This window comes from Ralstonia sp. 25C, from assembly GCF_051904805.1.
In the GTDB taxonomy this organism is placed as follows: Bacteria; Pseudomonadota; Gammaproteobacteria; order Burkholderiales; family Burkholderiaceae; genus Ralstonia.
The window spans coordinates 3,510,359-3,535,483 of sequence record NZ_CP196737.1 but is presented as its reverse complement, the minus strand read 5'-3'; the positions used below and the strand labels follow the sequence as shown (position 1 = coordinate 3,535,483).

Annotated in this window: 22 protein-coding genes and 1 pseudogene; 3 read left to right on the top strand and 20 right to left on the bottom strand. The window is 63.3% G+C overall.

All coding sequences use genetic code 11. The features are described 5' to 3' along the window. Position 1 precedes the first annotated feature (1 nt). From pstB to ACS7SF_RS16555, 8 genes are all read right to left on the bottom strand, one after another. A complete protein-coding gene (pstB, locus tag ACS7SF_RS16590) occupies positions 2-793 on the bottom strand; it encodes a phosphate ABC transporter ATP-binding protein PstB (RefSeq protein WP_439890766.1) in 792 nt (263 codons plus the stop codon). Further along, positions 790-1,674: a phosphate ABC transporter permease PstA gene (gene pstA / locus ACS7SF_RS16585; RefSeq protein ID WP_439890765.1), complete on the bottom strand. Its 885-nt coding sequence runs from the start codon at positions 1,672-1,674 to the stop codon at positions 790-792. The genes pstB and pstA overlap by 4 nt, the downstream gene beginning before the upstream one ends. 50 nt (positions 1,675-1,724) lie before the next feature. Further along, complete coding sequence (gene pstC / locus ACS7SF_RS16580; protein ID WP_439890764.1) at positions 1,725-2,699, bottom strand: phosphate ABC transporter permease PstC; 975 nt, start codon at positions 2,697-2,699, stop codon at positions 1,725-1,727. Between the two features lie 120 nt (positions 2,700-2,819). Further along, positions 2,820-3,851: a phosphate ABC transporter substrate-binding protein PstS gene (gene pstS, locus ACS7SF_RS16575; RefSeq protein ID WP_439890763.1), complete on the bottom strand. Its 1,032-nt coding sequence runs from the start codon at positions 3,849-3,851 to the stop codon at positions 2,820-2,822. Between the two features lie 189 nt (positions 3,852-4,040). Further along, entirely contained in the window at positions 4,041-5,384 is a 1,344-nt protein-coding gene (glmM, locus tag ACS7SF_RS16570) for a phosphoglucosamine mutase (RefSeq protein ID WP_439890762.1), read from the bottom strand. A gap of 107 nt (positions 5,385-5,491) precedes the next feature. After that, the gene (gene folP / locus ACS7SF_RS16565) at positions 5,492-6,355 is read right to left on the bottom strand and encodes a dihydropteroate synthase (protein ID WP_439892784.1); all 864 of its coding nucleotides are present in this window, start codon (positions 6,353-6,355) and stop codon (positions 5,492-5,494) included. Between the two features lie 144 nt (positions 6,356-6,499). After that, complete coding sequence (gene ftsH, locus ACS7SF_RS16560; RefSeq protein WP_426398274.1) at positions 6,500-8,383, bottom strand: ATP-dependent zinc metalloprotease FtsH; 1,884 nt, start codon at positions 8,381-8,383, stop codon at positions 6,500-6,502. A gap of 132 nt (positions 8,384-8,515) precedes the next feature. After that, the gene (locus ACS7SF_RS16555) at positions 8,516-9,181 is read right to left on the bottom strand and encodes an RlmE family RNA methyltransferase (RefSeq protein ID WP_426398272.1); all 666 of its coding nucleotides are present in this window, start codon (positions 9,179-9,181) and stop codon (positions 8,516-8,518) included. A 96-nt stretch (positions 9,182-9,277) separates the two neighbouring features. Between ACS7SF_RS16555 and ACS7SF_RS16550 the strand changes: the two genes are divergently transcribed. Then, positions 9,278-9,778 (top strand): YhbY family RNA-binding protein, encoded by a 501-nt coding sequence (locus ACS7SF_RS16550; RefSeq protein WP_439890761.1) that lies wholly within the window; start codon positions 9,278-9,280, stop codon positions 9,776-9,778. A gap of 53 nt (positions 9,779-9,831) precedes the next feature. On the opposite strand, the gene ACS7SF_RS16545 is transcribed toward ACS7SF_RS16550, so the two are convergent. From ACS7SF_RS16545 to gloB, 8 genes and pseudogenes are all read right to left on the bottom strand, one after another. Then, complete coding sequence (locus ACS7SF_RS16545; protein WP_439890760.1) at positions 9,832-10,299, bottom strand: DUF4149 domain-containing protein; 468 nt, start codon at positions 10,297-10,299, stop codon at positions 9,832-9,834. A 22-nt stretch (positions 10,300-10,321) separates the two neighbouring features. Further along, positions 10,322-10,798, bottom strand: a complete 477-nt coding sequence (gene greA / locus ACS7SF_RS16540) for a transcription elongation factor GreA (RefSeq protein ID WP_366172456.1) — start codon at positions 10,796-10,798, stop codon at positions 10,322-10,324. 195 nt (positions 10,799-10,993) lie between these two features. Next, positions 10,994-14,240: pseudogene (carB, locus tag ACS7SF_RS16535) on the bottom strand (carbamoyl-phosphate synthase large subunit). A gap of 16 nt (positions 14,241-14,256) precedes the next feature. Then, positions 14,257-14,937 carry a leucine efflux protein LeuE gene (gene leuE, locus ACS7SF_RS16530; protein ID WP_439890759.1) on the bottom strand — a complete coding sequence of 227 codons (681 nt, stop codon included), beginning with the start codon at positions 14,935-14,937 and terminating at the stop codon, positions 14,257-14,259. Between the two features lie 16 nt (positions 14,938-14,953). Further along, positions 14,954-16,090: a glutamine-hydrolyzing carbamoyl-phosphate synthase small subunit gene (carA, locus tag ACS7SF_RS16525; protein ID WP_439890758.1), complete on the bottom strand. Its 1,137-nt coding sequence runs from the start codon at positions 16,088-16,090 to the stop codon at positions 14,954-14,956. A gap of 331 nt (positions 16,091-16,421) precedes the next feature. Beyond that, entirely contained in the window at positions 16,422-18,320 is a 1,899-nt protein-coding gene (gene prpE, locus ACS7SF_RS16520) for a propionate--CoA ligase (RefSeq protein WP_439890757.1), read from the bottom strand. Positions 18,321-18,465: 145 nt separating this feature from the next. Beyond that, a complete protein-coding gene (locus ACS7SF_RS16515; RefSeq protein WP_439890756.1) occupies positions 18,466-20,010 on the bottom strand; it encodes a transglycosylase SLT domain-containing protein in 1,545 nt (514 codons plus the stop codon). Positions 20,011-20,148: 138 nt separating this feature from the next. Further along, complete coding sequence (gloB, locus tag ACS7SF_RS16510; protein WP_439890755.1) at positions 20,149-20,988, bottom strand: hydroxyacylglutathione hydrolase; 840 nt, start codon at positions 20,986-20,988, stop codon at positions 20,149-20,151. On the opposite strand from gloB, the gene ACS7SF_RS16505 reads away from it, so the two are divergent. After that, positions 20,987-21,892, top strand: a complete 906-nt coding sequence (locus ACS7SF_RS16505) for a class I SAM-dependent methyltransferase (RefSeq protein ID WP_439890754.1) — start codon at positions 20,987-20,989, stop codon at positions 21,890-21,892. The two genes, gloB and ACS7SF_RS16505, sit on opposite strands and share 2 nt — an antisense overlap. A gap of 47 nt (positions 21,893-21,939) precedes the next feature. After that, entirely contained in the window at positions 21,940-22,395 is a 456-nt protein-coding gene (rnhA, locus tag ACS7SF_RS16500) for a ribonuclease HI (RefSeq protein ID WP_439890753.1), read from the top strand. Positions 22,396-22,418: 23 nt separating this feature from the next. Here the strand turns inward: rnhA and ACS7SF_RS16495 are convergent, their stop codons facing one another. The 4 genes from ACS7SF_RS16495 to ACS7SF_RS16480 form a co-directional block, all read right to left on the bottom strand. Next, the gene (locus ACS7SF_RS16495) at positions 22,419-22,928 is read right to left on the bottom strand and encodes a hypothetical protein (protein ID WP_439890752.1); all 510 of its coding nucleotides are present in this window, start codon (positions 22,926-22,928) and stop codon (positions 22,419-22,421) included. Positions 22,929-22,954: 26 nt separating this feature from the next. Further along, positions 22,955-23,407: a lysozyme gene (locus tag ACS7SF_RS16490; protein ID WP_426398251.1), complete on the bottom strand. Its 453-nt coding sequence runs from the start codon at positions 23,405-23,407 to the stop codon at positions 22,955-22,957. Beyond that, positions 23,404-24,174, bottom strand: a complete 771-nt coding sequence (locus ACS7SF_RS16485; protein WP_439890751.1) for a DUF2589 domain-containing protein — start codon at positions 24,172-24,174, stop codon at positions 23,404-23,406. Before ACS7SF_RS16485 ends, ACS7SF_RS16490 begins: the two co-directional genes overlap by 4 nt. A 118-nt stretch (positions 24,175-24,292) precedes the next feature. After that, positions 24,293-24,964, bottom strand: a complete 672-nt coding sequence (locus tag ACS7SF_RS16480) for a DUF2589 domain-containing protein (protein WP_426398248.1) — start codon at positions 24,962-24,964, stop codon at positions 24,293-24,295. Between the last annotated feature and the right edge of the window lie 161 nt (positions 24,965-25,125).

Sequence of the window (25,125 nt, the reverse complement as noted above, 5' to 3'; positions counted from 1 at the left end):
ATCAACCAAAACGGCCGGTGATGTAGTCTTCCGTTTCTTTGCGCTGCGGCTTGATAAAGATCTTTTCGGTATCGCCGAATTCGATCAGCTCACCCAGATACATATACGCCGTGTAATCGGAGCAGCGCGCCGCCTGTTGCATGTTATGCGTGACGATGACGACGGTGTAGTCATCCTTCAGTTCGGCGATCAGTTCTTCAATCTTGCCGGTGGAAATCGGGTCCAGCGCGGAGCACGGCTCATCCAGCAGCAGCACTTCGGGGCGGATGGCGATGCCGCGTGCGATACACAGACGCTGCTGCTGGCCGCCCGACAAGCCGTAGCCCGACTGGTTGAGCTTGTCCTTCACTTCGTTCCACAGCGCGGCCTTGGTCAGCGCCCATTCCACGCGGTCATCCATTTCCGAGCGCGACAGACGCTCGAACAGCTTCACGCCAAAGGCGATGTTGTCGTAGATCGACATCGGGAACGGCGTCGGCTTCTGGAACACCATGCCCACCTTGGCACGCAACAGTGCGATGTCCATCTTGGACGTGAGCAGGTTCTCGCCGTCCATGTTGATCTGCCCTTCCGCACGTTGCTCGGGGTACAGCGCGTACATCTTGTTGAAGGTACGCAGCAGCGTGGATTTGCCGCAGCCCGACGGGCCAATGAAGGCCGTCACCTGCTTCTCCGGAATCTGCAGCGAGATATTCTTCAGCGCATGGAACTTGCCGTAGTAGAAGTTCAGGTCGCGAACATCGATCTTGGGTTGTTGCGTGCGCACTTCGAGGGACGTAGCAGTCATGATCATTTCTTCGTGAACAAGGCACGCGCAAGGACATTCAGCCCCAGCACACCCAGCGTAATCAGGAACACCCCGGCCCAGGCCAACTGCTGCCACTCGGGGAACGGGCTCATCGCAAAGCGGAAGATCACCACCGGCATCGTCGCCACGGGCTGGTTCAGGTCCAGGCTCCAGAACTGGTTGTTCAGCGCGGTGAAGAGCAACGGCGCGGTCTCGCCGGCAATGCGGGCGATGGCCAGCAGCACACCGGTAATCACGCCGGCATACGACGCCTTGAGCGTGATCGACAGAATCATCTTCCACTTGGGCGTGCCGAGTGCCATGGCCGCTTCGCGCATGGCGTTGGGCACGAGGTTCAGCATGTTTTCGGTGGTACGCACCACAATCGGAATCTGCAGCAGCGCCAGCGCAAGCACACCGGCCAAGCCCGAGAAGTGCTGCACGCGCGCCACCACCAAGGCATACACGAACAGGCCGATGACGATGGACGGCGCCGACAACAGAATGTCATTGATGAAGCGCGTGGCACTGGCCAAGGGCGACGTCTTGCCGTATTCGGCCAGGTAGATGCCCGCCAGGATGCCCAGCGGCGTGCCGATCAGCGTAGCCATACCCACCAGCAGGAACGAGCCCGCGATAGCGTTGGCAAGGCCGCCTCCCGGCGTGTTCGGCGGCGGCGTCATCTCCGTGAAGAGCGACAGCGACAAACCACCCACGCCCAGCGACAGCGTGGTCCACAGAATCCACGCCAGCCAGATCAGGCCAAAGCCCATGGCAGCCAGCGACAACGTAAGCGCCACACGATTGACGTTGCGGCGGCGGGCCTGCAAGCGCGACTTGATCTTCTCCGAGTCGGCGCGAACAGCAGGAATGGAAGGCGTACGCATGGTATTGGGTCTCATGGCACCGGTCGGCACGTGCGGTAGATCGCGTTGGTTCACTTCTTGCCCTCGCCCTTCTGCAGGCGCAGCAGCAACAGCTTGGACGCCGCCAGCACGATGAACGTGATCACGAACAGGATCAGACCCAGCTCCATCAGCGCTGCGGTGTGCAGCCCTTGGCCGGCTTCCGCAAACTCGTTGGCCAGCGCCGAGGTAATGCTGTTACCCGGCGAGAACAACGACACATCCGACAGCAGGTTGGTATTGCCGATCACGAACGTCACGGCCATGGTCTCGCCCAGCGCACGGCCCAGGCCCAGCATCACGCCGCCGATCACGCCGGCCTTGGTGTACGGCAGCACCACGTTCCACATGACTTCCCACGTCGTACAGCCCACGCCGTAGGCGGATTCCTTGAGCAGCGTCGGCGTGATTTCGAACACGTCGCGCATCACCGCCGAGATGTACGGGATGATCATGATCGCCAGGATCACCCCGGCGCACAGCAGGCCGATGCCGATTGGCGCGCCCTGGAACAGCGCACCGATGAACGGAATCTTGCCGATGGTATTGGCCAGCGGCGTTTGAAAGTATTCGCCAAAGATGGGCGCAAACACGAGCAGGCCCCACATACCGTACACGATGGACGGCACGGCGGCGAGCAGCTCGATGGCGGTACCCAGCGGTTGACGCAGCCAGGCCGGCGACAGCTCGGTCAGAAACAGGGCAATGCCGAAGCTCACGGGCACGGCAATGATGAGCGCGATCAGCGAGGTGACCAGCGTGCCGTAGATCGGCACCAGCGCGCCATACACATCGGCGGGCGGATCCCACTCCGCGTTCCACAGGAACGACAGGCCGAATTTCTGGATCGACGGCCAGGCGCTGATGATGAGCGAGACAATGATGCCGCCCAGCAGCAGGAGCGTGATGATGGCGGCAAGGCGGGTCAGACCACCGAACAGCAGATCGCCAGTGCGGCTCGGCGCGCGCATGCTGGAGGCGCCGGAGGAATCAGAAAGCGTGGCCATGAGGGACACCAGTCAGCCGTGAGAGCCGTGAAAGAAGCGTTGAAATGGCGCGGGCGGCCGAATGACACCGCCCGCGCCGTGTGCTGCATTGAATGACGAGCACGGATGCAGCGGCAACGATCAGTTGTAGATCGCCTTGCCCGAAGCGTCCTTCACGCTCGACTTCCACGTCGCGCGGATCTGGTTCTTCACCACGTCCGGCAGCGGCACGTAATCCAGGTCCTTGGCTGCGCCGTCGCCGCCCTTGTAGGCCCAGTCGAAGAACTTCATCACTTCAGCGCCCTGTGCCGGCTTGTCCTGCGTCTTGTGCAGCAGGATGAACGTTGCACCGGCGATCGGCCATGCGTCCTTGCCCGGGCCGTCCGTCAGGATCTGGTAGAACGACTTGTTCCAGTCTGCACCGGCAGCCGCGGCCTTGAAGGCGTCGGCGGTCGGCTGCACCACGTTGCCAGCCTTGTTCTGCAGGTTCACGTGGGTCATCTTGTTCTGCTTGGCGTAGGCGTACTCAACGTAGCCGATCGCGCCCTTCAGACGCTGCACGAACGCAGCCACGCCCTCGTTACCCTTGCCACCCGTACCGATCGGCCAGTTCACGGTCGTGCCTTCGCCGACCTTGCTCTTCCACTCGGCATTCACCTTCGACAGATAGTTCGTGAAGATGAACGACGTGCCCGAGCCGTCGGCGCGGCGCACCACCAGGATGTCCTGGTCCGGCAACTTGGCCTTCGGGTTCAGCTTGGCGATGGCCGGATCATTCCACTTCTTGATCTCGCCCAGGTAGATCTTGCCCAGCACGTCACCATTGAGCATCAGTTCACCCGCCTTCACGCCCGGCAGGTTGATCACCGGCACCACGCCGCCGATCACGGTCGGGAATTGCAGCAGGTTGTCCTTGTTCAGGTCGGCGTCTTTCAGCGGCATGTCCGATGCGCCAAAGTCGACCGTCTTGGCCGTGATCTGCTTGATGCCACCACCCGAGCCGATGGCTTGGTAGTTCACCTTGGTGCCAGTCGCCTTTTGATAGGCGTCAGCCCACTTGCTGTAGACAGGAGCCGGAAAGGTAGCGCCAGCGCCGGTAATGTCGGCAGCAAACGCAGCACCAGCGATTGCCAGCGAGACGACGCCCGCGATCGCGGTCTTAACCAGTTTCATGTGTGTTCTCCGAGGAGCGGTTGAGCGATGACAAATTTTTGACACCCGAACTTTAGGCCGCCTAAATGACAGTTCCGTGACAACACAGAAACTTCTTATAACTGCTCTGTAAGACACGAAAGTCGCCTCGCGCGCATAAAAAAAGCGACCCGTAGGTCGCTTTATAGGCATTCGATTGACGTGGCAGTGTCACTGAAATGTCGCTGCCAGACGCTCCGCATGTTGGTTTGCCAAGTCCGCATCTTGGGCCTCCACCATCACACGCACGACCGGTTCCGTGCCAGAGGGGCGGATCAGCACACGGCCCTTGCCTTCCAGCTCAGCTTCGCTGGTTTTGAGGGCGGCTTGCAGGCCCGTGTGCGATTTCCAGTCGAAGCCCTTTTCGACGCGCACATTGATGAGCTTTTGCGGGAACAGACGCACGCCGTCGAGCATTTGCTCCAGCGTCTGACCACTGCGACGCAATGCCGCGAGCACCTGCAGTGCCGAGATGATGCCGTCGCCCGTGCTGTGCTTGTCCAGGCAAAGCAAGTGGCCCGAGCCCTCGCCGCCGAGCAGCCAGCCGTTCTTCTTCAGTTCTTCCAGCACATAGCGGTCGCCCACCTTGGCACGCACAAATTCAACACCCTGCGCCTTGAGGGCCAGCTCCACGGCAAGGTTCGTCATCAGCGTGCCCACAGCGCCCTGCACCGGCAAACCGGCGGCGCGGCGGGCCTGCACCATCACGTAGAGCAGTTCGTCCCCGTTGTAGAGGCGGCCGTTGCGGTCGACTACCTGCAGGCGATCGGCATCGCCGTCGAACGCCAGACCGATGTCGGCATCGTGTTCACGCGTGGCCTCGACCAGCTTGGCCGGTGCGGTCGCGCCATAGCCGTCATTGATGTTGCGGCCATTCGGCTGGTTGCCGATGGAGACCACGTCCGCCCCCAGTTCATGGAAGACGTGCGGTGCAATGTGATAGGCCGCGCCATGCGCGCTGTCCAGCACAACCTTCATGCCGAACAGGTTCAGGTCGCTCGGGAACGTGCTCTTGCAGAACTCGATGTAGCGGCCAGCGGCATCGTCGATACGGCGGGCCCGACCCAGCGCGTCGGAAGCCGCATATTCCATCGGCTTTTCCAGCTGGGCTTCGATCTGCAATTCGGTCTCATCAGGCAGCTTGTCGCCCGTGGCCGAGAAGAACTTGATGCCGTTGTCGTAATACGGGTTGTGCGACGCCGAGATCACCACACCCGCCGACAGCCGCAGCGCGCGCGTCAGGTATGCTACACCAGGCGTGGGCAGGGGACCACTCATCAGCACATCGACGCCGGCGGCCGTAAAGCCCGCTTCCAGCGCGGCTTCCAGCATGTAGCCCGACAGGCGCGTGTCCTTGCCGATCAGCACCGTGGGACGGCCATGGCCGTGCGCTTCGTTGCCATGCGCCAGCACCCGACCGGCGGCATAACCGAGACGCAGCACAAAATCCGGCGTGATCGGGCTTTCGCCAACGCGCCCGCGAATGCCATCGGTGCCGAAATACTTCCTGGACATGGGGAATCTCTCCTGAAGATGTTGCTTGCTTTGTTTGTAAGGCGCTGCCCCCAGCCGGGCAATCGTCTGTTCGCTCGACCCCCGGCCGTGCGAGGCCGGGGCGGCTGTCATTCCAGTGGCGGATCGATGCGTTCGTGGCGCATGGCCCACCAGACCTGAAGGGCTTCCACGGTGGGTCGCACATCGTGCACACGTACGATGAAAGCGCCTCGCTCCGCAGCCAGCAGCGCTGCGGCCACGCTGGCCGTCACCCGTTCCGCCGGCGGCTTGCCGCCCAGCACTGCGCCCAGCGTCGATTTGCGTGACAAGCCGGCGAGTAATGGCAAGCCAATCTCTTCGAACTCCGCCAAGCGGTTGAGCATCGTGAGATTGTGATTCGGCGTCTTGCCAAAGCCAAATCCCGGGTCGAGCGAGATGCGCTCCGCCGCCACGCCGGCCGCCATGAGCGCGTCGACTTGTGTGCGCAGGAACGCCGCTACCTCGCCCATCAAATCCGCATAGTTTGGCGATTCCTGCATGGTTTCCGGATCGCGCTGCATGTGCATGACGCACAGCCCAGCATTGCTCTTCGCCACCGCCTCTATCGCACCCGGCCGCCGGAAGCCCCAAATGTCATTGATGAGGTCGGCGCCAGCATTCAACGTGGCCCGCATCACCTCGGGCTTGTAGGTATCGATCGACAGCGGCTTGCCGCAATCGCGCAGCGCCTCAACGATCGGCATGACGCGGTCGAGTTCTTCTTGCAAGCCAAGCGGCGCGGCACCCGGGCGGCTCGACTCACCACCGATGTCGATCATGTCGACGCCTTCGGCAATCAGTTGCTCGGCATGGTGTAACGCGGCATCGCGCGCCGCGTGCTGCCCTCCGTCGGAAAATGAATCCGGCGTGACATTGAGAATGCCCATGACCAGCGGGCGCCGATGACGCGGGTAACGAAAACGCCCGCACTGGAAATGCGTTGGGGTCGGAATGGAGGCAGACAAGATAGACGAGGCAGAATGCAGCGCAGGACCGGAATGCTACGCGAGGCACGCTAAAAAAGGCAGCCACAAAAAAGCCGGTGCGCGGGCACCGGCTCTTCTGCGTTACCGCATGGGCAACAAACTACGTGGTCATCATGCCGTGGCAGGCACATTGCCCGGATTCACGGCCGGGGTGCCACCACCCGGCGGCGTGCTGCCACCACCGGTGGAACCGTAGCGCGGCGGGCGCGGCGGCTTGCCGTCCATGATGTCGTTGACCTGGTCTGCGTCGATGGTTTCCCACTCGAGCAGCGCGGCGGTCATCGCCTCCACCTTGTCGCGGTTCGATTCCAGCAGGCCCTTGGCCAGGGTGTACTGCTCGTCCACGATACGACGGATTTCCGAGTCCACCTTCTGCTGCGTCGCTTCGGACACCGTCTTCGAAGCCATGCGACCGAAGAAGCCGTCCTGCTCCGTATCAACGTAGACCATGGTGCCAAGCGTGTCGCTCATGCCGTAGCGCGTCACCATGTCGCGGGCCATCTTGGTGGCGCGCTCGAAGTCGTTCGAGGCACCGGTGCTCATCGCGCCCAGGAATACCTCTTCCGCTGCGCGACCACCGAACAGGATGGCGATCTCTTCGAGCATCGTGTCCTTGTAGGCATAGTGCTTGTCGTGCTCAGGCAGTTGCCAGGTCAGACCGCCCGCCCAACCGCGCGGCATGATCGTGACCTTGTGCACCGGATCGGCCTTCGGCAGCAGCTTGGCCACCACTGCGTGACCCGACTCGTGGTACGCCGTGGCCTTGCGCTCTTCTTCACGGATCACAGCGGACTTGCGCTCCGGACCCATGTAGATCTTGTCCTTCGCGTCTTCAAAGTCCTGCATGTCGACCACGCGCTTGTTGCGGCGTGCAGCAAACAGCGCAGCTTCGTTGACTAGGTTGGCCAGATCTGCACCCGAGAAGCCCGGCGTACCGCGTGCCAGCACCGATGCATCCACATCGTTGCCGATGGGCACCTTACGCATGTGCACCTTGAGGATCTGCTCGCGGCCGCGGATGTCGGGCAGGCCGACGTAGACCTGACGGTCAAAGCGACCCGGACGCAGCAGCGCCTTATCGAGCACGTCAGCACGGTTGGTCGCAGCAATCACGATCACGCCCGAGTTGGCCTCGAAGCCGTCCATCTCAACCAGCATCTGGTTCAGGGTCTGCTCGCGCTCGTCGTTGCCGCCGCCCATGCCGGCGCCACGATGGCGGCCGACCGCATCGATTTCATCGATGAAGACGATGCAGGGCGCTTGCTTCTTGGCGTTTTCGAACATGTCGCGCACGCGGGCCGCGCCCACGCCAACGAACATTTCAACGAAATCCGAACCGGAGATGCTGAAGAACGGCACCTTAGCTTCGCCGGCGATGGCGCGCGCCAGCAGCGTCTTGCCGGTACCCGGAGGGCCCACCAGCAGCACGCCGCGCGGAATACGGCCGCCCAGCTTCTGGAATTTCTGAGGATCCTTGAGGAAGTCGACCAGCTCGACGACCTCTTCCTTCGACTCGTCGCAACCGGCCACGTCGGCAAACGTGACGCTGTTGTTGTTCTCGTCGATCAGCCGAGCGCGCGACTTGCCGAACGAGAAGGCGCCGCCTTTCCCGCCGCCCTGCATCTGTCGCATCATGTAGAACCAGAACACGATGATCAGCAGCGTCGGGCCCAGGTAGGTAAGTATCGAATAGAGCATATTGGGCTCGTCTTCGGCCTTACCCGTCACCTGCACGCCGTACTTCATCAGGTCGCCGACCATCCAAATGTCGCCCGGCGAGATGATCGAATACTTGTTGCCCTCGTTGGGCGTGACCAGCAGCGTACGCCCCTGCACTTCCACGCGTTTGACCTTGCCGGCCTTCGCGTCATCCATGAATTGCGAGTACGTCACCCCTTCTTGGGCGCGTGGCTTGTCGAACTGCTTGAAGACGGTGAACAGCACCAAGGCAATCACCAACCAGATGGCCGCCTTCTGAAACCAGTTGTTATTCAAGGCGAGACTCCTTTAGAAATGCCTTGACGGGATGCTTGGCATTGTAATGCACGGATACCGCCGTAGGTTGATTGCCCGCAAGACCATCGGCAACGCAACCTCATACCGAGCGCCTTTCCTGACTAACGTCCGTCAGCCCGGATGCTTGAGTTGTCGGCCCAGCAGGAACGTCTCGGACGATTTGTCGCGGGAGGCCTTTGGCTTGCGCGGCGCCACGATCTTGAAATGGCGCTTGAACATCTCGACGATCTGACTATAGCCGCTGCCGTGAAAACATTTGATCAGCAGTGCACCTTCAGGTTTCAGGTGCGCCATGGCAAATTCCACGGCCAGTTCGGCGATGTGCTCCATGCGCGCGGCGTCCGCCGACGCCACTCCGGACAGATTGGGGGCCATATCTGACAAAACAAGGTCGACTTTGCCTCCGCCCGTGGCTTCCAGCACGATTTCTTCCAGTTGCCGGAAGACCTCGTCCTCACGGAAGTCGCCCTGGATGAACTCAACGTCGGCAATCGCTTCCATCGGCAGGATGTCGATGGCGACGATGGCGCCGTCAATGCGGCCATCCTTGGCGCGCGGCGAGGCGGCCAGCTTGTTGCGCACGTACTGGCTCCAGCTGCCCGGCGCGGCACCGAGGTCAACGATGACCTGGCCCGGCTTGATCAGCTTGTCCTGCTCGTCGATCTCTTTGAGCTTGTAGGCGGCGCGCGCGCGATAGCCCTCGCGCTGCGCCAGCTTCACGTACGGATCGTTGATATGGTCGTGCAGCCACGACTGGTTGAATTTGTTTTTTGCCATCGAATGGATTGCCAAACTGCCTAAACATGGCGGCTTGGACTGATTTTGGCGGATAATACGCGCCGTTTGTCTTTTTCCGCGATCCCGCCCTTATTTATGCCCGCCCTCACCCTCACCCCTGCCCAGCGATCGGAACTGCGCTCGGAAGCGCATGCATTGAATCCGGTCGTCATCATCGGTGCGGAGGGCCTGACCAAGGCCGTTCTAGCCGAAATCGACCGCTCGCTGGCGGCTCACGCGCTGATCAAAGTTCGCGTGGCCGGCGACGACCGCGAAGCCCGCATTGAAATCTACGACACCATCTGCGCCCGCCTGCAGGCAGCCCCGGTGCAGCACATCGGCAAGCTGCTGGTGATCTGGCGCGAAGGCCCCGCTTACCTGAAGGAAAACCAGCCGAAGGACCTCAAGCCGCCTCGCAAGACCACGGTGGGTGCCGGCCCGCGTTCGATCACGGTCCGCAAGCCCAATCCGAACAGCGCCCGCCGCCCGAAACCGGTCCGCCTGAGCGTGCTCGGCAACGAGCGTGTCACGGCGGGCGGCAACGTCAAGCGCGCCAAACCGCGTCAAGCCAGCCAGAAGAAGAAGGCGTTGTCCTGATTCAAGGCTGCACACAAAACGACCGGCGTTTCAGCCGGTCTTTTTTTTGCGCCTTAGGAAGCCTGCCGGATGCCAGCCGTCTTCCAGATCAACGCAAGACCGAGCAGGCTTTGCACGAGGTAGAACGCGCTGGACACGCCATGCAGCATGCCAAATTGAGCACGGTATGCCGATTGCCCTACCGCCAAGCCCTGCGCCGCAGCTTGTTCGCGCAGTGAAGCCATGAACGGCTGTAGGCCAAAATAGCCGACCAGCACGCATACCAGCATCCCTAGCACCAGCCAGCGCAACGGCTTGTAACCACCCTGCCCGCGCCGGACCAACGCCGTCGCCGCCAATAACAGGAGGCAACCGCTCGCGAGGCCGATCCACGCCTCCGCGTGGAACAACCGCCCGGCGATCGCACCCGCCAACTGGCGATCTTCCAGCATGGCAAACAGCGTGGGCGCGGCGACGTAGCCGATGGTCCAGAGCGAACCGCACCACACCGTGGCGAGCAACTGGAAGAAGCGCTGCGGCATGGTGGCTGGCTCCAAATGCGGATTAGAGGTACTTGACCGCGACGACTTCGTATTCGCGCTCGCCACCCGGGGCGACCACGGTGGCGACATCGCCTTCAAACTTGCCGATCAGTGCGCGTGCGATCGGGGAGCTGATCGAGATCTTGCCGGTTTCCAGATCGGCTTCGTCATCACCGACGATCTGGTACGTGACGGGCTTGCCCGAGTCCAGATCTTCCAGATCAATGGTGGCACCGAACACCACGCGGCCTTCTGCGTCCAGCGCGGCCGGATCGATAATCTGCGCGGCCGCCAGCTTCGATTCGATTTCCATGATGCGGCCTTCGATGAAGCCCTGACGCTCCTTGGCGGCATCGTAGTCGGCGTTTTCGGACAGATCTCCCTGGGCACGCGCCTCAGCGATGGCGTTGACGACGGCCGGACGCTCCTTGGTCTTCAAGCGCTGCAGCTCTTCCTTGAGCATCTCGGCACCGCGCTTGGTAATGGGAATGGTGCTCATAGCGAGTAATTCGAAATCACAAAAAAATCAGCCGCTGCGAAGCGGGAGGGCGCGTAGCGCACACCCGCCTGACGGCGGCTGTCGTTGTTTTGACACGGACGCTGTAGTGTAGGCGAACCGTCCGGAGGGGGCAACTGCCTCACTCCGGGCGATTTGCCGCGACGCTATGCCACGCCGCGGGGTCGGACGAGGGCCTTACAGGGTGGCGTGCAGACCTTGGAGGTCGTACACATCCAGGTTCTGCATGTGCTTCAGGCCCTCCACCGCGGCGCGGGCGCCAGCGATGGTGGTGTAGTACGTCACGCGTTGCGCCAGAGCCGCCTGGCGGATCGAACGCGAATCGGCAATCGCGGTACGCGTCTCGTTCGACGGTCGTGAACACGAGAGCGATCTCAGCGTTCTTGATCATGTCGACGATGTGCGGGCGACCATCCTTCACCTTGTTGACCACGCGCACCGGAATGCCCGCGGCTTCGATGGCCGAAGCCGTACCGCGCGTCGCGACGATCGGGTAGCCCAGCGTATGCAGCGCGCGGGCAACTTCCACCGCGGCCGGCTTGTCGCTGTCCTTCACTGTCATCAGCACGGTGCCCTTCTCGGGCAAGCGCGAACCGGCGGCGAGCTGGCTCTTGAAGAGCGCCTCGCCGAAGGTCTTGCCGACGCCCATGACCTCGCCGGTGGAGCGCATTTCCGGTCCAAGCACCGGATCAACGCCCGGGAACTTGTTGAACGGGAACACGGCTTCCTTGACGCTGTAATACGCCGGCACGACTTCCGCTTCGACACCTTGCGAATCCAGCGACTGGCCGGCCATGCAACGCGCGGCCACCTTAGCCAGCGAGATACCGGTCGCCTTCGACACGTACGGCACCGTACGCGATGCACGCGGGTTCACTTCCAGCACGTACACGATGTCTTGGCCATCGCGTTGCTGGATGGCGAACTGCACGTTCATCAGGCCGACCACGTTCAGCGCCTTGGCCATCGCGGCGGTCTGGCGCTTGAGTTCGTCAACGGTCGCCTGCGACAGCGAGTACGGCGGCAGCGAGCAAGCCGAGTCGCCCGAGTGCACGCCAGCCTGCTCGATGTGCTCCATCACACCGCCGATGAAGACATTTTTGCCGTCGGAAATACAATCCACGTCGCACTCGATGGCGTCGTTCAGGAAGCGGTCGAGCAGCACGGGGCTGTCGTTCGACACCTTCACGGCTTCGCGCATGTAGCGCTCGAGGTCGCGCGGCTCGTGCACGATTTCCATCGCGCGGCCACCCAGCACGTACGACGGACGCACCACCAGCGGATAGCCGATTTCTTCGGCCAGCTTCAGCGCTTCGTCTTCAGCACGTGCGGTACGGTTGGGCGGCTGACGCAGGCCCAGCTCGTGCAGCAGCTTCTGGAAGCGCTCACGGTCTTCAGCCGCATCGATCATGTCCGGCGACGTACCGATGATGGGCACGCCGTTGGCTTCCAGGTCGAGCGCGAGCTTCAGCGGGGTCTGGCCGCCGTATTGCACGATCACGCCGACCGGCTTTTCCTTGTTGACGATCTCGAGCACGTCTTCCAGCGTGACCGGCTCGAAGTACAGGCGGTCAGACGTGTCGTAGTCGGTCGAGACGGTTTCCGGGTTGCAGTTGACCATGATGGTCTCGTACCCGTCTTCACGCAGCGCCAGCGCGGCGTGCACGCAGCAGTAGTCGAACTCGATGCCCTGGCCGATCCGGTTCGGGCCGCCGCCCAGCACCATGATCTTCTTGTTGTTGGTCGGCTCGGCTTCGCACTCGCCGTGTTCTGCCTCGTAGGTCGAGTACAGGTACGCGGTGTTGGTGGCGAACTCGGCGGCGCAGGTGTCCACACGCTTGTAGACCGGGCGGACCTTCTCGGCGATACGCTTCTCGCGCACGGCCTTGGCGGTCGTCTTGGTCAGCTTGGCCAGGCGACGGTCGGAGAAGCCCTTCTGCTTGAGCAGACGCAGTTCCGCGGCCGACAGGCTATCTAGCGTGCGAGCCTTGACCAGCGCTTCGGTCTTGACGATGTCTTCGATCTGCGCGAGGAACCAGGGGTCCACTGCCGTCTCGGCATAGATCTCGTCGATCGACAGACCCAGGCGGAAAGCATCGCCCAGATACCAGATGCGGTCCGGGCCGGCTTCGCCGATCTCTTCGATGATCTCGTCGCGGTCGGTCAACTTTTCGTCCAGGCCGTCCACGCCAACTTCCAGGCCGCGCAGTGCCTTCTGGAACGACTCCTGGAAGGTGCGGCCCATGGCCATCACCTCGCCCACCGACTTCATCTGCGTGGTCAGGTGGCTGTCGGCCTGCGGGAATTTTTCGAACGCGAAACGCGGCACCTTGGTGACCACGTAGTCGATCGACGGCTCGAACGACGCCGGGGTCGCGCCACCGGTGATCTCGTTCTTCAGCTCATCCAGCGTGTAGCCCACGGCCAGCTTGGCCGCGACCTTGGCGATCGGGAAGCCGGTGGCCTTCGAAGCCAGTGCCGACGAGCGCGACACACGCGGGTTCATCTCGATCACGATCATCCGACCGTCCTTCGGGTTGATCGAGAACTGGACGTTCGAACCGCCCGTGTCGACGCCGATCTCGCGCAGCACCGCCAGCGAGGCGTTACGCAGGATCTGGTATTCCTTGTCGGTCAGCGTCTGTGCCGGGGCCACGGTGATGGAGTCACCGGTGTGGATGCCCATCGGGTCCAGGTTTTCGATCGAGCAGACGATGATGCAGTTGTCGGCCTTGTCGCGCACGACTTCCATCTCGTATTCCTTCCAGCCGAGCAGCGATTCTTCGATCAGCAGCTCGTTGGTCGGCGAGAGGTCGAGACCGCGCTTGCAGATCTCTTCGAATTCTTCGCGGTTGTAGGCGATACCGCCGCCCGTGCCGCCCAGCGTGAACGACGGGCGGATCACGATCGGGTAGCCGCTGGTGCCGGTTTCCTTGGCGATGTGCGATTGCACGGCCACGGCTTCGTCCATCGAATGTGCGATGCCCGACTTGGCCGAACCCAGGCCGATCTTGGTCATCGCGTCCTTGAACTTCTGGCGGTCTTCAGCCTTGTCGATGGCTTCCGGCGACGCGCCGATCAGCTCGACGTTGTACTTCTCGAGCACGCCGTGGCGATGCAGGTCCAGCGCACAGTTCAGCGCGGTCTGGCCGCCCATGGTCGGCAGGATCGCGTCCGGGCGCTCCTTGGCGATGATGCGTTCGACCACTTCCCAGGTGATCGGCTCGATGTAGGTCACATCGGCCGTGCTGGGGTCGGTCATGATCGTGGCCGGGTTGCTGTTGACCAGGACCACCTTGAAGCCTTCTTCACGCAGCGCCTTGCAAGCCTGCGCGCCGGAGTAATCGAACTCGCACGCCTGGCCGATGATGATCGGACCCGCGCCGATGATCAGGATGGTTTTAATGTCTGTACGTTTTGGCATAACCCGCTCGATTCGATTAATTCAGTGTGGCCGTCGCCAGCTTGGCGGAAAAGCCGATAAACATGGCGCCGACGCCGCTGCTCATACTGGCAGACAGGCGTCGTCGCGCGCGGAACGCCGCGGCCAGCCGCGCGCCCACGAAGATGATGGTGGTCAGGTACAGGAAGCTGCAGACTTGGCAAACCAGCCCCAGCACGACGAACGACACCACCGGCAACGCGTAGTGCGGATCGACGAACTGGATGAAGAACGAGATGAAGAACAGGATCGCCTTCGGGTTCAGCAGGCTGATGATCAGCGCCTTCTTGAACGGATTGGCTTCGTTGCTTTCGGCTGCCCCAAGGCTCTGGTCAACAGCATTGCCCTGTTGGCGTGCACGCCAGTTGCGCACGGCGCCGCGCAGCATCTGCAGACCGATCCACGCTAGGTACGCCGCACCGATGTACTTCACGACGTAGAACAGCGCCGGACTCGCCTTCAGCAGCGAAGCCACACCCGCCGCCGACAGCACCATCAGGATGGCATCGCCCAGAAACACGCCGCATGCGCCCTGGTAGCCCGCGCGCACACCGCGACGGGCCGCCACCGACAGCACGTACATCGAGTTCGGACCCGGCAGCAGCACGATGAAGATCGTGCCGAGCAGGAAAGTCCAGAACTCGGTGATGCCGAAGTGGGCGAGCATGAAAGCGTTCATGGCGATCTCGTTTGCCTTACTGCTTGGCTGCGTCCATCGCCGCGGTGAAGCGGTCGAACAGATACGCGATGTCGTGCGGGCCAGGCGAGGCTTCCGGGTGACCTTGGAAGCAGAATGCCGGGCGGTCCGTCAGCTCGAAGCCTTGCAGCGTGCCGTCGAACAGCGAGACGTGCGTCACGCGTGCGTTGGCCGGCAGCGATTCCGGATCGACCGCAAAGCCGTGGTTCTGCGAGGTGATGACCACGCGGCCGTCCTGCAGATCCTTCACCGGGTGGTTGGCGCCGTGGTGACCGGTCTTCATCTTGAGCGTCTTGCCACCGACGGCCAGGCCCATGATCTGGTGACCCAGGCAGATTCCGAACGTCGGGAGGCGACGGTCCAGGAATTCCTTGGCAGCCGCGATGGCGTAGTCGCACGGCTCCGGATCGCCAGGGCCGTTGGAGAGGAACACGCCGTCCGGGTTGTGCGCCAGCACGTCAGCGGCGCTGGTTTGCGCCGGCACCACCGTCACGCGGCAGCCGCGCTCGGCCAGCATGCGCAGGATGTTGAACTTGACGCCGAAGTCATACGCGACCACGTGGTACTTCGGCGCTTCCTGCTTGCCGTAGCCGCGGCCCAGTTCCCATTCGGTCTGGGTCCATTCGTACGGCTCGGTGACGGACACCACCTTCGCCAGATCCATGCCCGACAGGCCCGGGAACGAGCGTGCCAGGTCGATGGCCTTCTGCACGTTGTCTTCGCCGGCGAGGATGCAGCCGTTCTGGGCGCCCTTCTCGCGCAGGATGCGGGTCAGCTTGCGGGTGTCGATACCGGCAATGGCGACGACCTTCTCGCCCTTCAGGTAATGCGAGAGCGAGTGTTCCTTGCGGAAGTTCGACGCGAGGATCGGCAGATCCTTGATGATGAGGCCGGCGGCATGGACTTTCGTGGCTTCGACGTCCTCACGGTTCACGCCGACGTTACCGATGTGCGGGTACGTAAGCGTGACGATCTGGCGCGAGTAGCTCGGATCGGTAAGGATTTCCTGATAGCCGGTGATGGCGGTGTTGAACACCACTTCGCCGATCGTATGACCGGCCGCACCGATGGAATAGCCACGAAAGACCGTGCCGTCTGCAAGCGCAAGAATGGCGGGCGGGAAAGACGGCAACACGGGTAGCTCCTGCTGGATTCACCCTGTGCCGACCTGATCGCCTTGGCGCCAAAGCGGAATTCCGGCTGCGCGGAATCCGGGCCGTTTGCGCGTCGAAACTGGGGCAACATTCACCAGGAAACGAGGCAAGACGGGGCGGTAGGCGGGAGGTAGGAAGCGGTTGGCGCTAGGGTGATGGGTTTCTGAACTCAAACCTGAAAATTATACCGTCACGCCACAAAAAACTCAATAAAAGGAAGGACTTATCGGCGGGTCACCCGCCAACTGTGACGGCCCGCCTGTGTTGCCGGCCCGCCTCCAGACTGGCGGGCACGTCACTTTCTTTGCGTTGCTACCCCTGCATTGCCGCTTGCACCTGCGCCAGCGCGGTCGGGTCTTCAATGGTCGTCAAATCGCCCGGATCACGGCCTTCGGCCACGGCCTGCATCGCGCGGCGCAGCAGCTTGCCCGAGCGCGTCTTGGGCAGCGCATTGACGAAAAACACGCGTGACGGCCGCGCCACCGCTCCCAATTGCGCCTCCACCGTGCGCATCAGTTCGCCTTCCAGCGTCAGCCGATCTGCAGGCTCAGCGACTCGCGACGCGTCCCGCACGATGGCAAACCCCATCGCCACCTGCCCCTTGAGTTGGTCGGCCACGCCCACCACCGCCACTTCCGCGATGGCCGGATGCGACGAGAGGCTCTCTTCGATCTCGCGCGTGCCCAGGCGATGGCCGGCGACGTTGATGACGTCGTCCGTGCGGCCGAGGATGGTGACGTAGCCCTCCTCATCACGCACGCCCCAGTCGAAGCTCGAATAGATGTGCCGACCAGGAAATGCAGACCAATACGTTTTCAGGAAGCGAGCATCGTCGCCCCAAACCGTTGTCATGCAGCCTGGCGGCAACGGCGCGGCGACGGCCAGCAGACCCTTTTCGCCGGGGGCACAGGATTCGCCTGTCGCCTCATCCAGGATGTCCAGCTTGTAGCCGTACACCGGAAAACCCGGCGAGCCGAGCTTTTGCGTGGAGGGCTCGACACCCTGCGGGATGGCCAGCATCGGCCAGCCGGTTTCCGTCTGCCAGTAGTTGTCGACGATGGGCTTGTGCAGCGCCTCGCCGATCCAGCTTGCAGTCGGCTCGTCCAGCGGCTCGCCAGCCAGGAACAGGCGGCGCAGACTGGACAGATCATGCCGCTGCAGCAGCGCCGGGTCCTGCTTCTTGAGCACACGGATGGCGGTCGGCGCGGTGAACATCACATTCACGCGGTATTGCTCGACGATGCGCCACCAGACTGCGCCATCCGGACGGATCGGCGTACCTTCGTACATGACGGTCGTGAGGCCGGCGAGCAGCGGCGCATAGACGATGTAGCTGTGTCCCACCACCCAGCCGACATCCGATGCCGTGAACATCGTGTCGCCGGCCTGCGCGCCAAAGATGAGCGGTATCGACGCGGCCAACGCCACCGCATAACCGCCGGTATCGCGCTGCACGCCCTTCGGTTTGCCGGTCGTCCCCGAGGTGTAGAGGATGTACGACGGCTCGCTCGATCCCATCCATTCGCAAGGCACGTCTGCGTCGGCATGCTGGGCAGCGAGCGTGGCGTAATCGACATCGCGCGGGTGGTGCTGCATTAGCGCGAGCTTGCGGTTAACCAGCAATACACGCTCGGGCTTGTGCGCGGCCAGGTCGATGGCGGCATCGAGCAACGGCTTGTACTCCACCACCTTGCCCGCGCGCGAGCCGGCGTCGGCGCTGACGATCACGCGCGGCGTGGCGTCGTCGATGCGCGTGGCGAGGCTATTGGACGCGAAACCGCCGAACACGACCGAGTGAATCGCCCCGATGCGTGCGCACGCCAGCATGGCAAAGGCTGCCTCGGGAATCATCGGCAGGTAGATCAGCACACGGTCGCCGCGCTTGACGCCCAGCGCCTGCAGGCTGGCCGCCATGCGATTGACCTCGCGATAGAGCTGTCGATACGTGTAAGTGGTCTCGATGCCGGTTTCGGTGGACACATACACCAGCGCCGATTGCTCGCCGCGGGTGGCGAGGTGCCTGTCGACGGCGTTGTGGCACAGGTTGGTGCGCCCGCCCACAAACCAGCGCGCGAACGGCAGGCGCGAATCGTCGAGCACGGCGGAATATGGCGTCTGCCAGTCGATGCGCTGGGCTTGTTCACCCCAGAAGCCGGCAGGGTCGTCAATGGAACGCTGATACAGCGCGCGATACGCGGCGGACATGGGCATGACGTTGTCTCCTGGCCATCGTGTGCGATGGCTCGATCTTGATGTGTCGAATGCGCCAACTTTGAGGCCGTGAACTTACGCAGGTCTTACCCGCCGCCCAGAAGCAAAACGGCGCCCCGCAGGACGCCGTTTTATTGTGCCAATCTCAGTGCTTCTTGCGCTTGGCCGATGTGCTCGCCACTGGCTTTGCCTTGACCACGGGCTTGCCGGCCACCTTGGCCGCCGGCACACGCGTGGTGGCAACTGGGGCACGGGCCCCGGCGGTCGACACACGCACCACCCGCGCCTGGCCGCCCCGGGCGCCGCCGCGCGCCTGCGGCAGCATCAGCACGACGTTGTGCCCGCGGGGGATGGCATCACCAGGCAACTGGTTCCACGCACGAATCTGCGCGACCGACACGCCATAGCGGCGTGACAGCCCCGCGACGGTATCGCGCTTGCCCGCACGCACCACCACCTTCCGCAGATCGGGCATGTCGGGCTCGACCGCCATGGTGGCGTTCTCGGCCAGTTCGGGGCTGATGTCGGGTGTGTCCTCCTTCGCGCCATCGGTACGCGGCACCACCACGGTGGAGCCCGCCTTCAACCGCATGCCCTTCGGAATGCGGTTGATCTCGCGGATGGTGTCCGGGTTGACCTTCAACCGCGCCGCCAAGGCCTCCACACGTTCGCGATTACCGACCGTCACGGCCGTCCAGCTCGACAGGCCGCCGCGATACGTGTTCAGGTTGTATTGGAACGTTTCCGCGTTGTCGTAAGGCAGCAGGATCTGCGGGTTCGACGCGCCCAGAATCACTGGCCGGTTGAACGACGGGTTCAGCGCCTTGAACTCGTCCATCGGCAGATTGGCCAGCTTGGCCGCCAGCGTGACATCAATATCACGCGAGGTCGTCACGGTGACGAAGTACGGGTGGTTCGGGATGTCGGGCAACGAGACGCTGTAGCGCTCCGGATTGGCGATGATGTTCTTCACCGCCTGGAGCTTGGGCACGTACATGCGCGTCTCGGCAGGCATGTTCAAGTTGACGTAATCCGTCGACAGCCCAGCCGCCTGGTTACGGGCGATCGCCCGCGCGACCGAACCTTCGCCCCAGTTATAGGCGGCCAGCGCGAGTTGCCAGTCGCCAAACTGGTCGTGCAGCTTGGAGAGGTAGTCCAGCGCAGCATCAGTCGAAGCCAGCACGTCGCGGCGCTCGTCCTGGAAGACGTTCTGCTTGAGGTTGTAGGTCCGGCCGGTGCTCGGGATGAACTGCCACATCCCGGCCGCCTTGGCGCTCGACACTGCCTGGGGATTGAACGCGCTTTCCACGAACGGCAGCAGGGCCAGTTCGGTGGGCATGTTGCGCCGCTCCAGTTCTTCAACAATGTGATACAGGTACCGGTTCGAGCGGTCCACCATGCGGCGGAACGCCTCCGGGCGCTGCGCATACCAGTCGGTACGGTCATCCACGGCCGAGCTTTGCAGGTTGGGCATGGAGAAACCCTGGCGAATGCGCGCCCAGAGATCCTTGGCTGGCCCTTTCAGGGACGCCACAGACTGCTGATCAACATTGACGACCGGCGCGTTTTGGCTGGTCGCGGAGGCAGAGGCGCTTGTGCTGGCGGTGTCGGCGTTCGGGGCGGGAGCCGTAGCACAGGCCGCGAGAAGCAGACTGAGCACAGATGCCGCAAGAAGTCGCACGGATCGCATCAAGTTCTGAGGGGTTGGGGCTAAAAATTGCCCCGATAGTATGGAAGGCATCCGGTCACGTCAACCCGCGTTCACCCGGCGCTTGCCGGGGCAAAGGCGTCTCGGCGCGCCGCTCGACACCCCGTGCGCCCAGCGGGCTCAACGAAAACCGTTCTTCCACTCACGCAAAGCGGCGAATACCGCGACCGGGTCCGCCGCGTCAATGCCGGCGTGATCAGCCACCGCCTGAATCACTTCCGGCTCGTCCGATCGCATGAATGGGTTGGTCGCACGCTCGTGGCCCACGGTGGTGGGCACGGTCGAATGCCCCTCGGCCCGCAGCGTCGCCACTTCATCCTCCCACGCGGCGAGCGCGGCGTTGCCGGGTTCAACAGCGCGGGCAAAGCGGACATTCGATGCAGTGTATTCATGCGCACAGTAAACACGCGTATCGGGCGCCAAGGCGGCCAACTTTGCCAGCGATGTGCGCATCTGTGCGGGCGTGCCCTCGAAGAGGCGGCCGCAGCCGGTGGCAAAGAGGGTGTCGCCGCAGAATAGGCTTTCGGGAGCGCCGTCTCCTTGCAGGCGGCCGACATAGGCGACGTGCCCACTGGTATGGCCAGGGACGTCGATGACGTGGAACGTGGCCGCTGGCTGTGCGAGCGTCACAACATCCCCTTCGCGCACGGCCTCGGTCCGGCACGGGATCGATTCGCCGGCGGGGCCGATCACCGGCAGGGGGGCACCCTCGGGATTTTCCGGATACGCCGCAACGAGTTCCGCCACCCCGCCAACGTGATCCGCATGATGATGTGTGATTACAATGGCACCGAGCGCAAGCCCGCGCGCCTTCAGGAAGCGCAGGACCGGTTCCGCATCACCTGGGTCGACGACCGCAGCCACACGGCCATCGTGAAGTGCCCAAATATAATTGTCGGAAAACGCAGCGATCGCTTCGACTTCAAGCGCCACACCATGCGGCACACCACTCTGGACCATGTCCGACCCCTCTAACGATCGTCGCATTATAGATTGGCACCACTGGCTCGCTTCGCCGCCCGGGCAATACGTCCTGCGGTGGGAGCAGGCGCAGTTCGACCGCACCGTGGCCGACATGTTTGGCTTTCACGCCTTGCAGCTCGGCCACCCAGGTTTTGGCGCACTGCGTGAAAACCGCATTCCGCTGATCGCCCGTGTGGTGGACGATATCGACCCCACCGCCCCGACCGAAACACTGGATTCGATGGACGGCAATCCGGCCGAGCCCGCCGATGCTGCCGAAGGGGAATCCGACCCCAATACCCCGCTGCGCCAGGCCAAGCCTCGCGTCATCTGCCGTTACGACGAGTTGCCCTTTGCCTCCCAAAGCATCGACCTCGTCGCTCTGCCCCATGTGCTCGAATTTACCGACGACCCGCACGAAGTACTGCGCGAGGTCGCGCGCGTACTGATGCCCGAGGGGCGACTCGTCATCACTGGTTTCAACCCGCTGAGCCTGTGGGGCGTGCGGCAAGGCATGCGCCGCCTGGGTACCGAATCGTTCCTGCCCGCGCAGAGCCAGATGATCGCGTTCACGCGCCTGAAAGACTGGCTCAAGCTGCTCGGATTTGATATTGTGCGCGGCCGTTTCGGCTGCTACTGCCCGCCCAACCGCACCGACAAATGGTTGCAGCGCACGGCCTTCATGGAGAAAGCCGGCGACCGCTGGTGGCCGATCTTCGGCGCGGTGTACATGCTGCAGGCAGTCAAGCGCGTGCCTGGCATGCGACTGGTCGGGCCGGCATGGAAGACACGCAAGGCGTCAGCGCTGGTACCGGCCGGTACGCCGGTTGCCACGCCCTCCGGCTCGCATTCGACCAAGACGCCGCCGGCAGCCGCGCGCGATGGCCAATCGGGCGCTTGAGCGCAGCGACCTCACGCCCCCTCACTGACCCTTTACCAATCGTTTTCATGCAGGAAGTCACCGTCTATTCCGATGGCGCATGCAAGGGCAACCCTGGCCTTGGCGGCTGGGGCACCGTGCTCGTCTCTGGCAGCCACGAGAAAGAACTCTTCGGCGGTGAAGCCGTCACCACCAACAACCGCATGGAGCTGATGGCCGTCATCGAGGCCTTCCGTGCACTCAAGCGGCCGTGCCGGGTGAAGGTCTATACCGATTCGCAGTACGTGCAGAAAGGCATCAGCGAATGGCTAGCCGGCTGGAAGGCCCGCGGGTGGAAAACCGCCGACAAGAAGCCCGTGAAGAACGATGACCTGTGGCGCATCCTCGATGAACTCGTTGTCGGCCACGACGTCAGCTGGCACTGGGTGAAGGGCCACGCAGGCCACCCCGGCAATGAGCGCGCCGATGCGCTGGCCAACAAGGGCGTCGAAATGGCGCGTAAGGCCACGCAAGCCGGCGCCTGACGCCCTCCCTTCCTTTTTCCGATCTACGACGGATCCGTGCAACGCTGTGTCGGCACCCTCGGCGCGCCCGGCGCGGTCGTTGTCAGGAACTGCGGCATGCCATCGCGGGCATAGATCAACCGCAGCGGGCCGCGCTTGCCCAACCCATCATCGACATCCGCCTGTAGCCACCCGGTCTGCCCCCATGGCCCCCCGCCCACACTGCGCTTGATGAGCAAAGCCGGGCGGTTGGCACCATCGGGCCAGTCGACCTTGCCTTCAGGGTCGTAGCGATTGGGCAGGCGGCCGTACAGGTACAACGTGTTCAGCGTCTCGGCCAGGTAGGCCACCCCTTGCGGTGTAAGACGCGGCAAGGCCTGCTTGGCGAGCTCAGCATTCAACCGCTCGGCTTCCGCTGCGCACGTGGGCGGTGCATCCGCTGCACGTGCATACGAAATACCAATGGCAACGGCGGTGGCGATGGCCCAGATCAACAGCCCACGCAAACGACGCGACGGTACGGTGGGGATGGCGGGCAGCGGTTCGGTACGCATGGCAAATCTCCTTGGTGGTGTGACGGTCAGGACAGGAACAACTTGCGTTCGGCCTGGCGGCGCTTGGTCAGGCCCTTGAGCGGCTTGCCGCCGGCCTTGTCCCACAGCAGGAACTGGTCGGCCGCGCCGGCGTAGTCACCCGCGTTGAGCTTGCGCAGCAGCGTCGATGAGCGCAGCCGCCCCGCCCCCAGGTTGAAGACAAACGACGCCAGCGCATCGAACTGCCCCTGCGTGATCGATACGCGCACCGCCTTGGCGATGCCCTGCTCGGTGTCGGCGAGGTCCTTGCGCAGTAGTGCTTCCGCCTGCTGCTGTGAGATCGGGCCCTTGAAGGTTTCGCCCGGGCGGATCAGGTGGCCGTAGCCGATGGTCGGTTTGCCAACCGCATCCAGATACGTCGACAAGCGCAGGCCTTCCGATTCCTTGATCAGCGCGAGACCTTGCTCGCCAGTGGTGCGCGGGTTGTGCTCAGTGCTCATTGCTCTGCTCCTGGAGATTGCGGGGCGGTATTGGGGTCGGCGTCGGGCGTGGCGCCGGAAGCGGGCTTGACGGGTCGCGGCAGCAGCCGGTTCGTGTATTCGTCAATCAGCCGCATCACTGCCTCGGGTGGCTGCAGCGCGGTGAACTTCATCTCGATGTCGATGTGCTCGCTGTCGCGGCCGCGCATGTCACCCGCCCCTCGGCTCGAATGCGGCGCAAGCGAGACGTAGAACCGGCCGACACCACCCGCGCCCTGACCTTGTGCGGGGAGGGTCTCGGCGATGTCACTGCGCACGGTCATGTTCACGGTCATCTCGTCGAGCGCGAGGCCACGCGGCATCGCAAATGACACCAGCGGCAGCGCCAGTCGATGCTGGCTGTCGAGGGCGAGTTCCACTTCGCGGGCGACCAGCGTGCCGTTTTCATCGGCATCGAAAAACTGGTCGAGCAGCGCGGTGTACTGCTGCGCCAGCATCTGGTTGGCCGACGACGCTGCGTGCTGCATGCCGCGCGTGATGTCATCAAGCGTCAGGCCGTTGAGGCCTGGATGACCGTGGTTGCCGCTGCCCCCGCCCCCGCCGGCACCACCACCGCCACCGGGCGGCGGGGAAATAGGCGGCAACGGGGGCGATGCCTCGGCAGCGGGCGCGTCGGGCGGCGTGCTGTGGAATGGCGTGGGCGCAAACGGCGGCGCAGGCGGTGTGTCTGCGGGCGCTGACGACGCACGATCGTCATCACGCCGGCGGCGGCTGAAGAGTTTGAACATGGTGTCGGGTCGGTCGAGTCGATCGGATTGATCGGGTCAATCGGTGGCGCGCGGCAGGCGTGCGCCTGTCAGGACACCAGCCGTGGGGAGGCCGGCCGGCGTCTGTTGCCGTCGCGGCTTAGCCTCCAGCGGCCGGCGCAGGGGCCGGGGCATTGCCGCCTGCGGGCACCTTCTCGCCGACCATCGTGCCGTCGGTCGGCGTGGCCGGCAGTGGCTTGACGTCGTTCTCCTTGCCCTTCACAACCACCGGCTTGGTCGCGGCGTCGGTCAGGAATTCCATCACCCGCATCAGCGCTTCGGGCGGGTTCTGACGCTTGACCTGGGTGTGGAAGGAGTACTTGGCACGTGTGTCGGTGCTGCGCGTCTGCTCCGACTTGTGCGAGGCGCGGCCCGACACCGACACGCTGAACGGACCCCATCCCAGCTTGGCCTGGAACGAACCTTCCGCCTCCGTGCTGGATGACGATTTCTCCGATTGCGAAATCTCCAGCTCGAAGTCGATCGTGCCTTCCTCGATGGCGATCACCGGATGCACCACCGCGCACAGCAGCGGGATGCGCATCGTCTTCTGGATCGTGCCCTGCGATACCCCCTTCTCATCGACGATGGTTTCGTCGTAGTCAAATTGCACCGCAACGGCCTTGCCGTTCTGAATACACACCTGCAGCAGAAAATCCGCATAAGATTTTGCCGCCGAGGTTTGCGCTGCAATCATTGCCTGCAGCGGCGCAGAGATCATCTTGTCGATCGGCAGCGCATTGATAACCGACCCGATAAGTCCGTTGTCCATTTAAAACTCCTCACTTTGAATTAATTGGACGCACAGGGCTGTGCGCCGGAATTCAAGGTAAGCGCTTTGAGCGCCGGATTCGACGCCCCAGAAGTCCCGGCCGAGGCACCAGAACGGTGGCCCTAGCGCCAGGCAACGCCTGCCCCATGACTTTCGGCACG

What these genes read in the sequence shown, in the direction of transcription:
- pstB (WP_439890766.1), bottom strand. Translation starts at nt 793, where the DNA reads ATGATCATGACTGCTACGTCCCTCGAAGTGCGCACGCAACAACCCAAG.
- pstA (WP_439890765.1), bottom strand. Translation starts at nt 1,674, where the DNA reads ATGCGTACGCCTTCCATTCCTGCTGTTCGCGCCGACTCGGAGAAGATC.
- ACS7SF_RS16505 (WP_439890754.1), top strand. Translation starts at nt 20,987, where the DNA reads ATGTCCGACCCCTCTAACGATCGTCGCATTATAGATTGGCACCACTGG.
- pstS (WP_439890763.1), bottom strand. Translation starts at nt 3,851, where the DNA reads ATGAAACTGGTTAAGACCGCGATCGCGGGCGTCGTCTCGCTGGCAATC.
- prpE (WP_439890757.1), bottom strand. Translation starts at nt 18,320, where the DNA reads ATGCCCATGTCCGCCGCGTATCGCGCGCTGTATCAGCGTTCCATTGAC.
- ACS7SF_RS16495 (WP_439890752.1), bottom strand. Translation starts at nt 22,928, where the DNA reads ATGCGTACCGAACCGCTGCCCGCCATCCCCACCGTACCGTCGCGTCGT.
- ACS7SF_RS16485 (WP_439890751.1), bottom strand. Translation starts at nt 24,174, where the DNA reads ATGTTCAAACTCTTCAGCCGCCGCCGGCGTGATGACGATCGTGCGTCG.
- ACS7SF_RS16545 (WP_439890760.1), bottom strand. Translation starts at nt 10,299, where the DNA reads ATGCCGCAGCGCTTCTTCCAGTTGCTCGCCACGGTGTGGTGCGGTTCG.
- leuE (WP_439890759.1), bottom strand. Translation starts at nt 14,937, where the DNA reads ATGAACGCTTTCATGCTCGCCCACTTCGGCATCACCGAGTTCTGGACT.
- glmM (WP_439890762.1), bottom strand. Translation starts at nt 5,384, where the DNA reads ATGTCCAGGAAGTATTTCGGCACCGATGGCATTCGCGGGCGCGTTGGC.
- pstC (WP_439890764.1), bottom strand. Translation starts at nt 2,699, where the DNA reads ATGGCCACGCTTTCTGATTCCTCCGGCGCCTCCAGCATGCGCGCGCCG.
- gloB (WP_439890755.1), bottom strand. Translation starts at nt 20,988, where the DNA reads ATGGTCCAGAGTGGTGTGCCGCATGGTGTGGCGCTTGAAGTCGAAGCG.
- greA (WP_366172456.1), bottom strand. Translation starts at nt 10,798, where the DNA reads ATGAGCACCATTCCCATTACCAAGCGCGGTGCCGAGATGCTCAAGGAA.
- ACS7SF_RS16555 (WP_426398272.1), bottom strand. Translation starts at nt 9,181, where the DNA reads ATGGCAAAAAACAAATTCAACCAGTCGTGGCTGCACGACCATATCAAC.
- ACS7SF_RS16550 (WP_439890761.1), top strand. Translation starts at nt 9,278, where the DNA reads ATGCCCGCCCTCACCCTCACCCCTGCCCAGCGATCGGAACTGCGCTCG.
- ACS7SF_RS16515 (WP_439890756.1), bottom strand. Translation starts at nt 20,010, where the DNA reads ATGCGATCCGTGCGACTTCTTGCGGCATCTGTGCTCAGTCTGCTTCTC.
- rnhA (WP_439890753.1), top strand. Translation starts at nt 21,940, where the DNA reads ATGCAGGAAGTCACCGTCTATTCCGATGGCGCATGCAAGGGCAACCCT.
- ACS7SF_RS16490 (WP_426398251.1), bottom strand. Translation starts at nt 23,407, where the DNA reads ATGAGCACTGAGCACAACCCGCGCACCACTGGCGAGCAAGGTCTCGCG.
- ACS7SF_RS16480 (WP_426398248.1), bottom strand. Translation starts at nt 24,964, where the DNA reads ATGGACAACGGACTTATCGGGTCGGTTATCAATGCGCTGCCGATCGAC.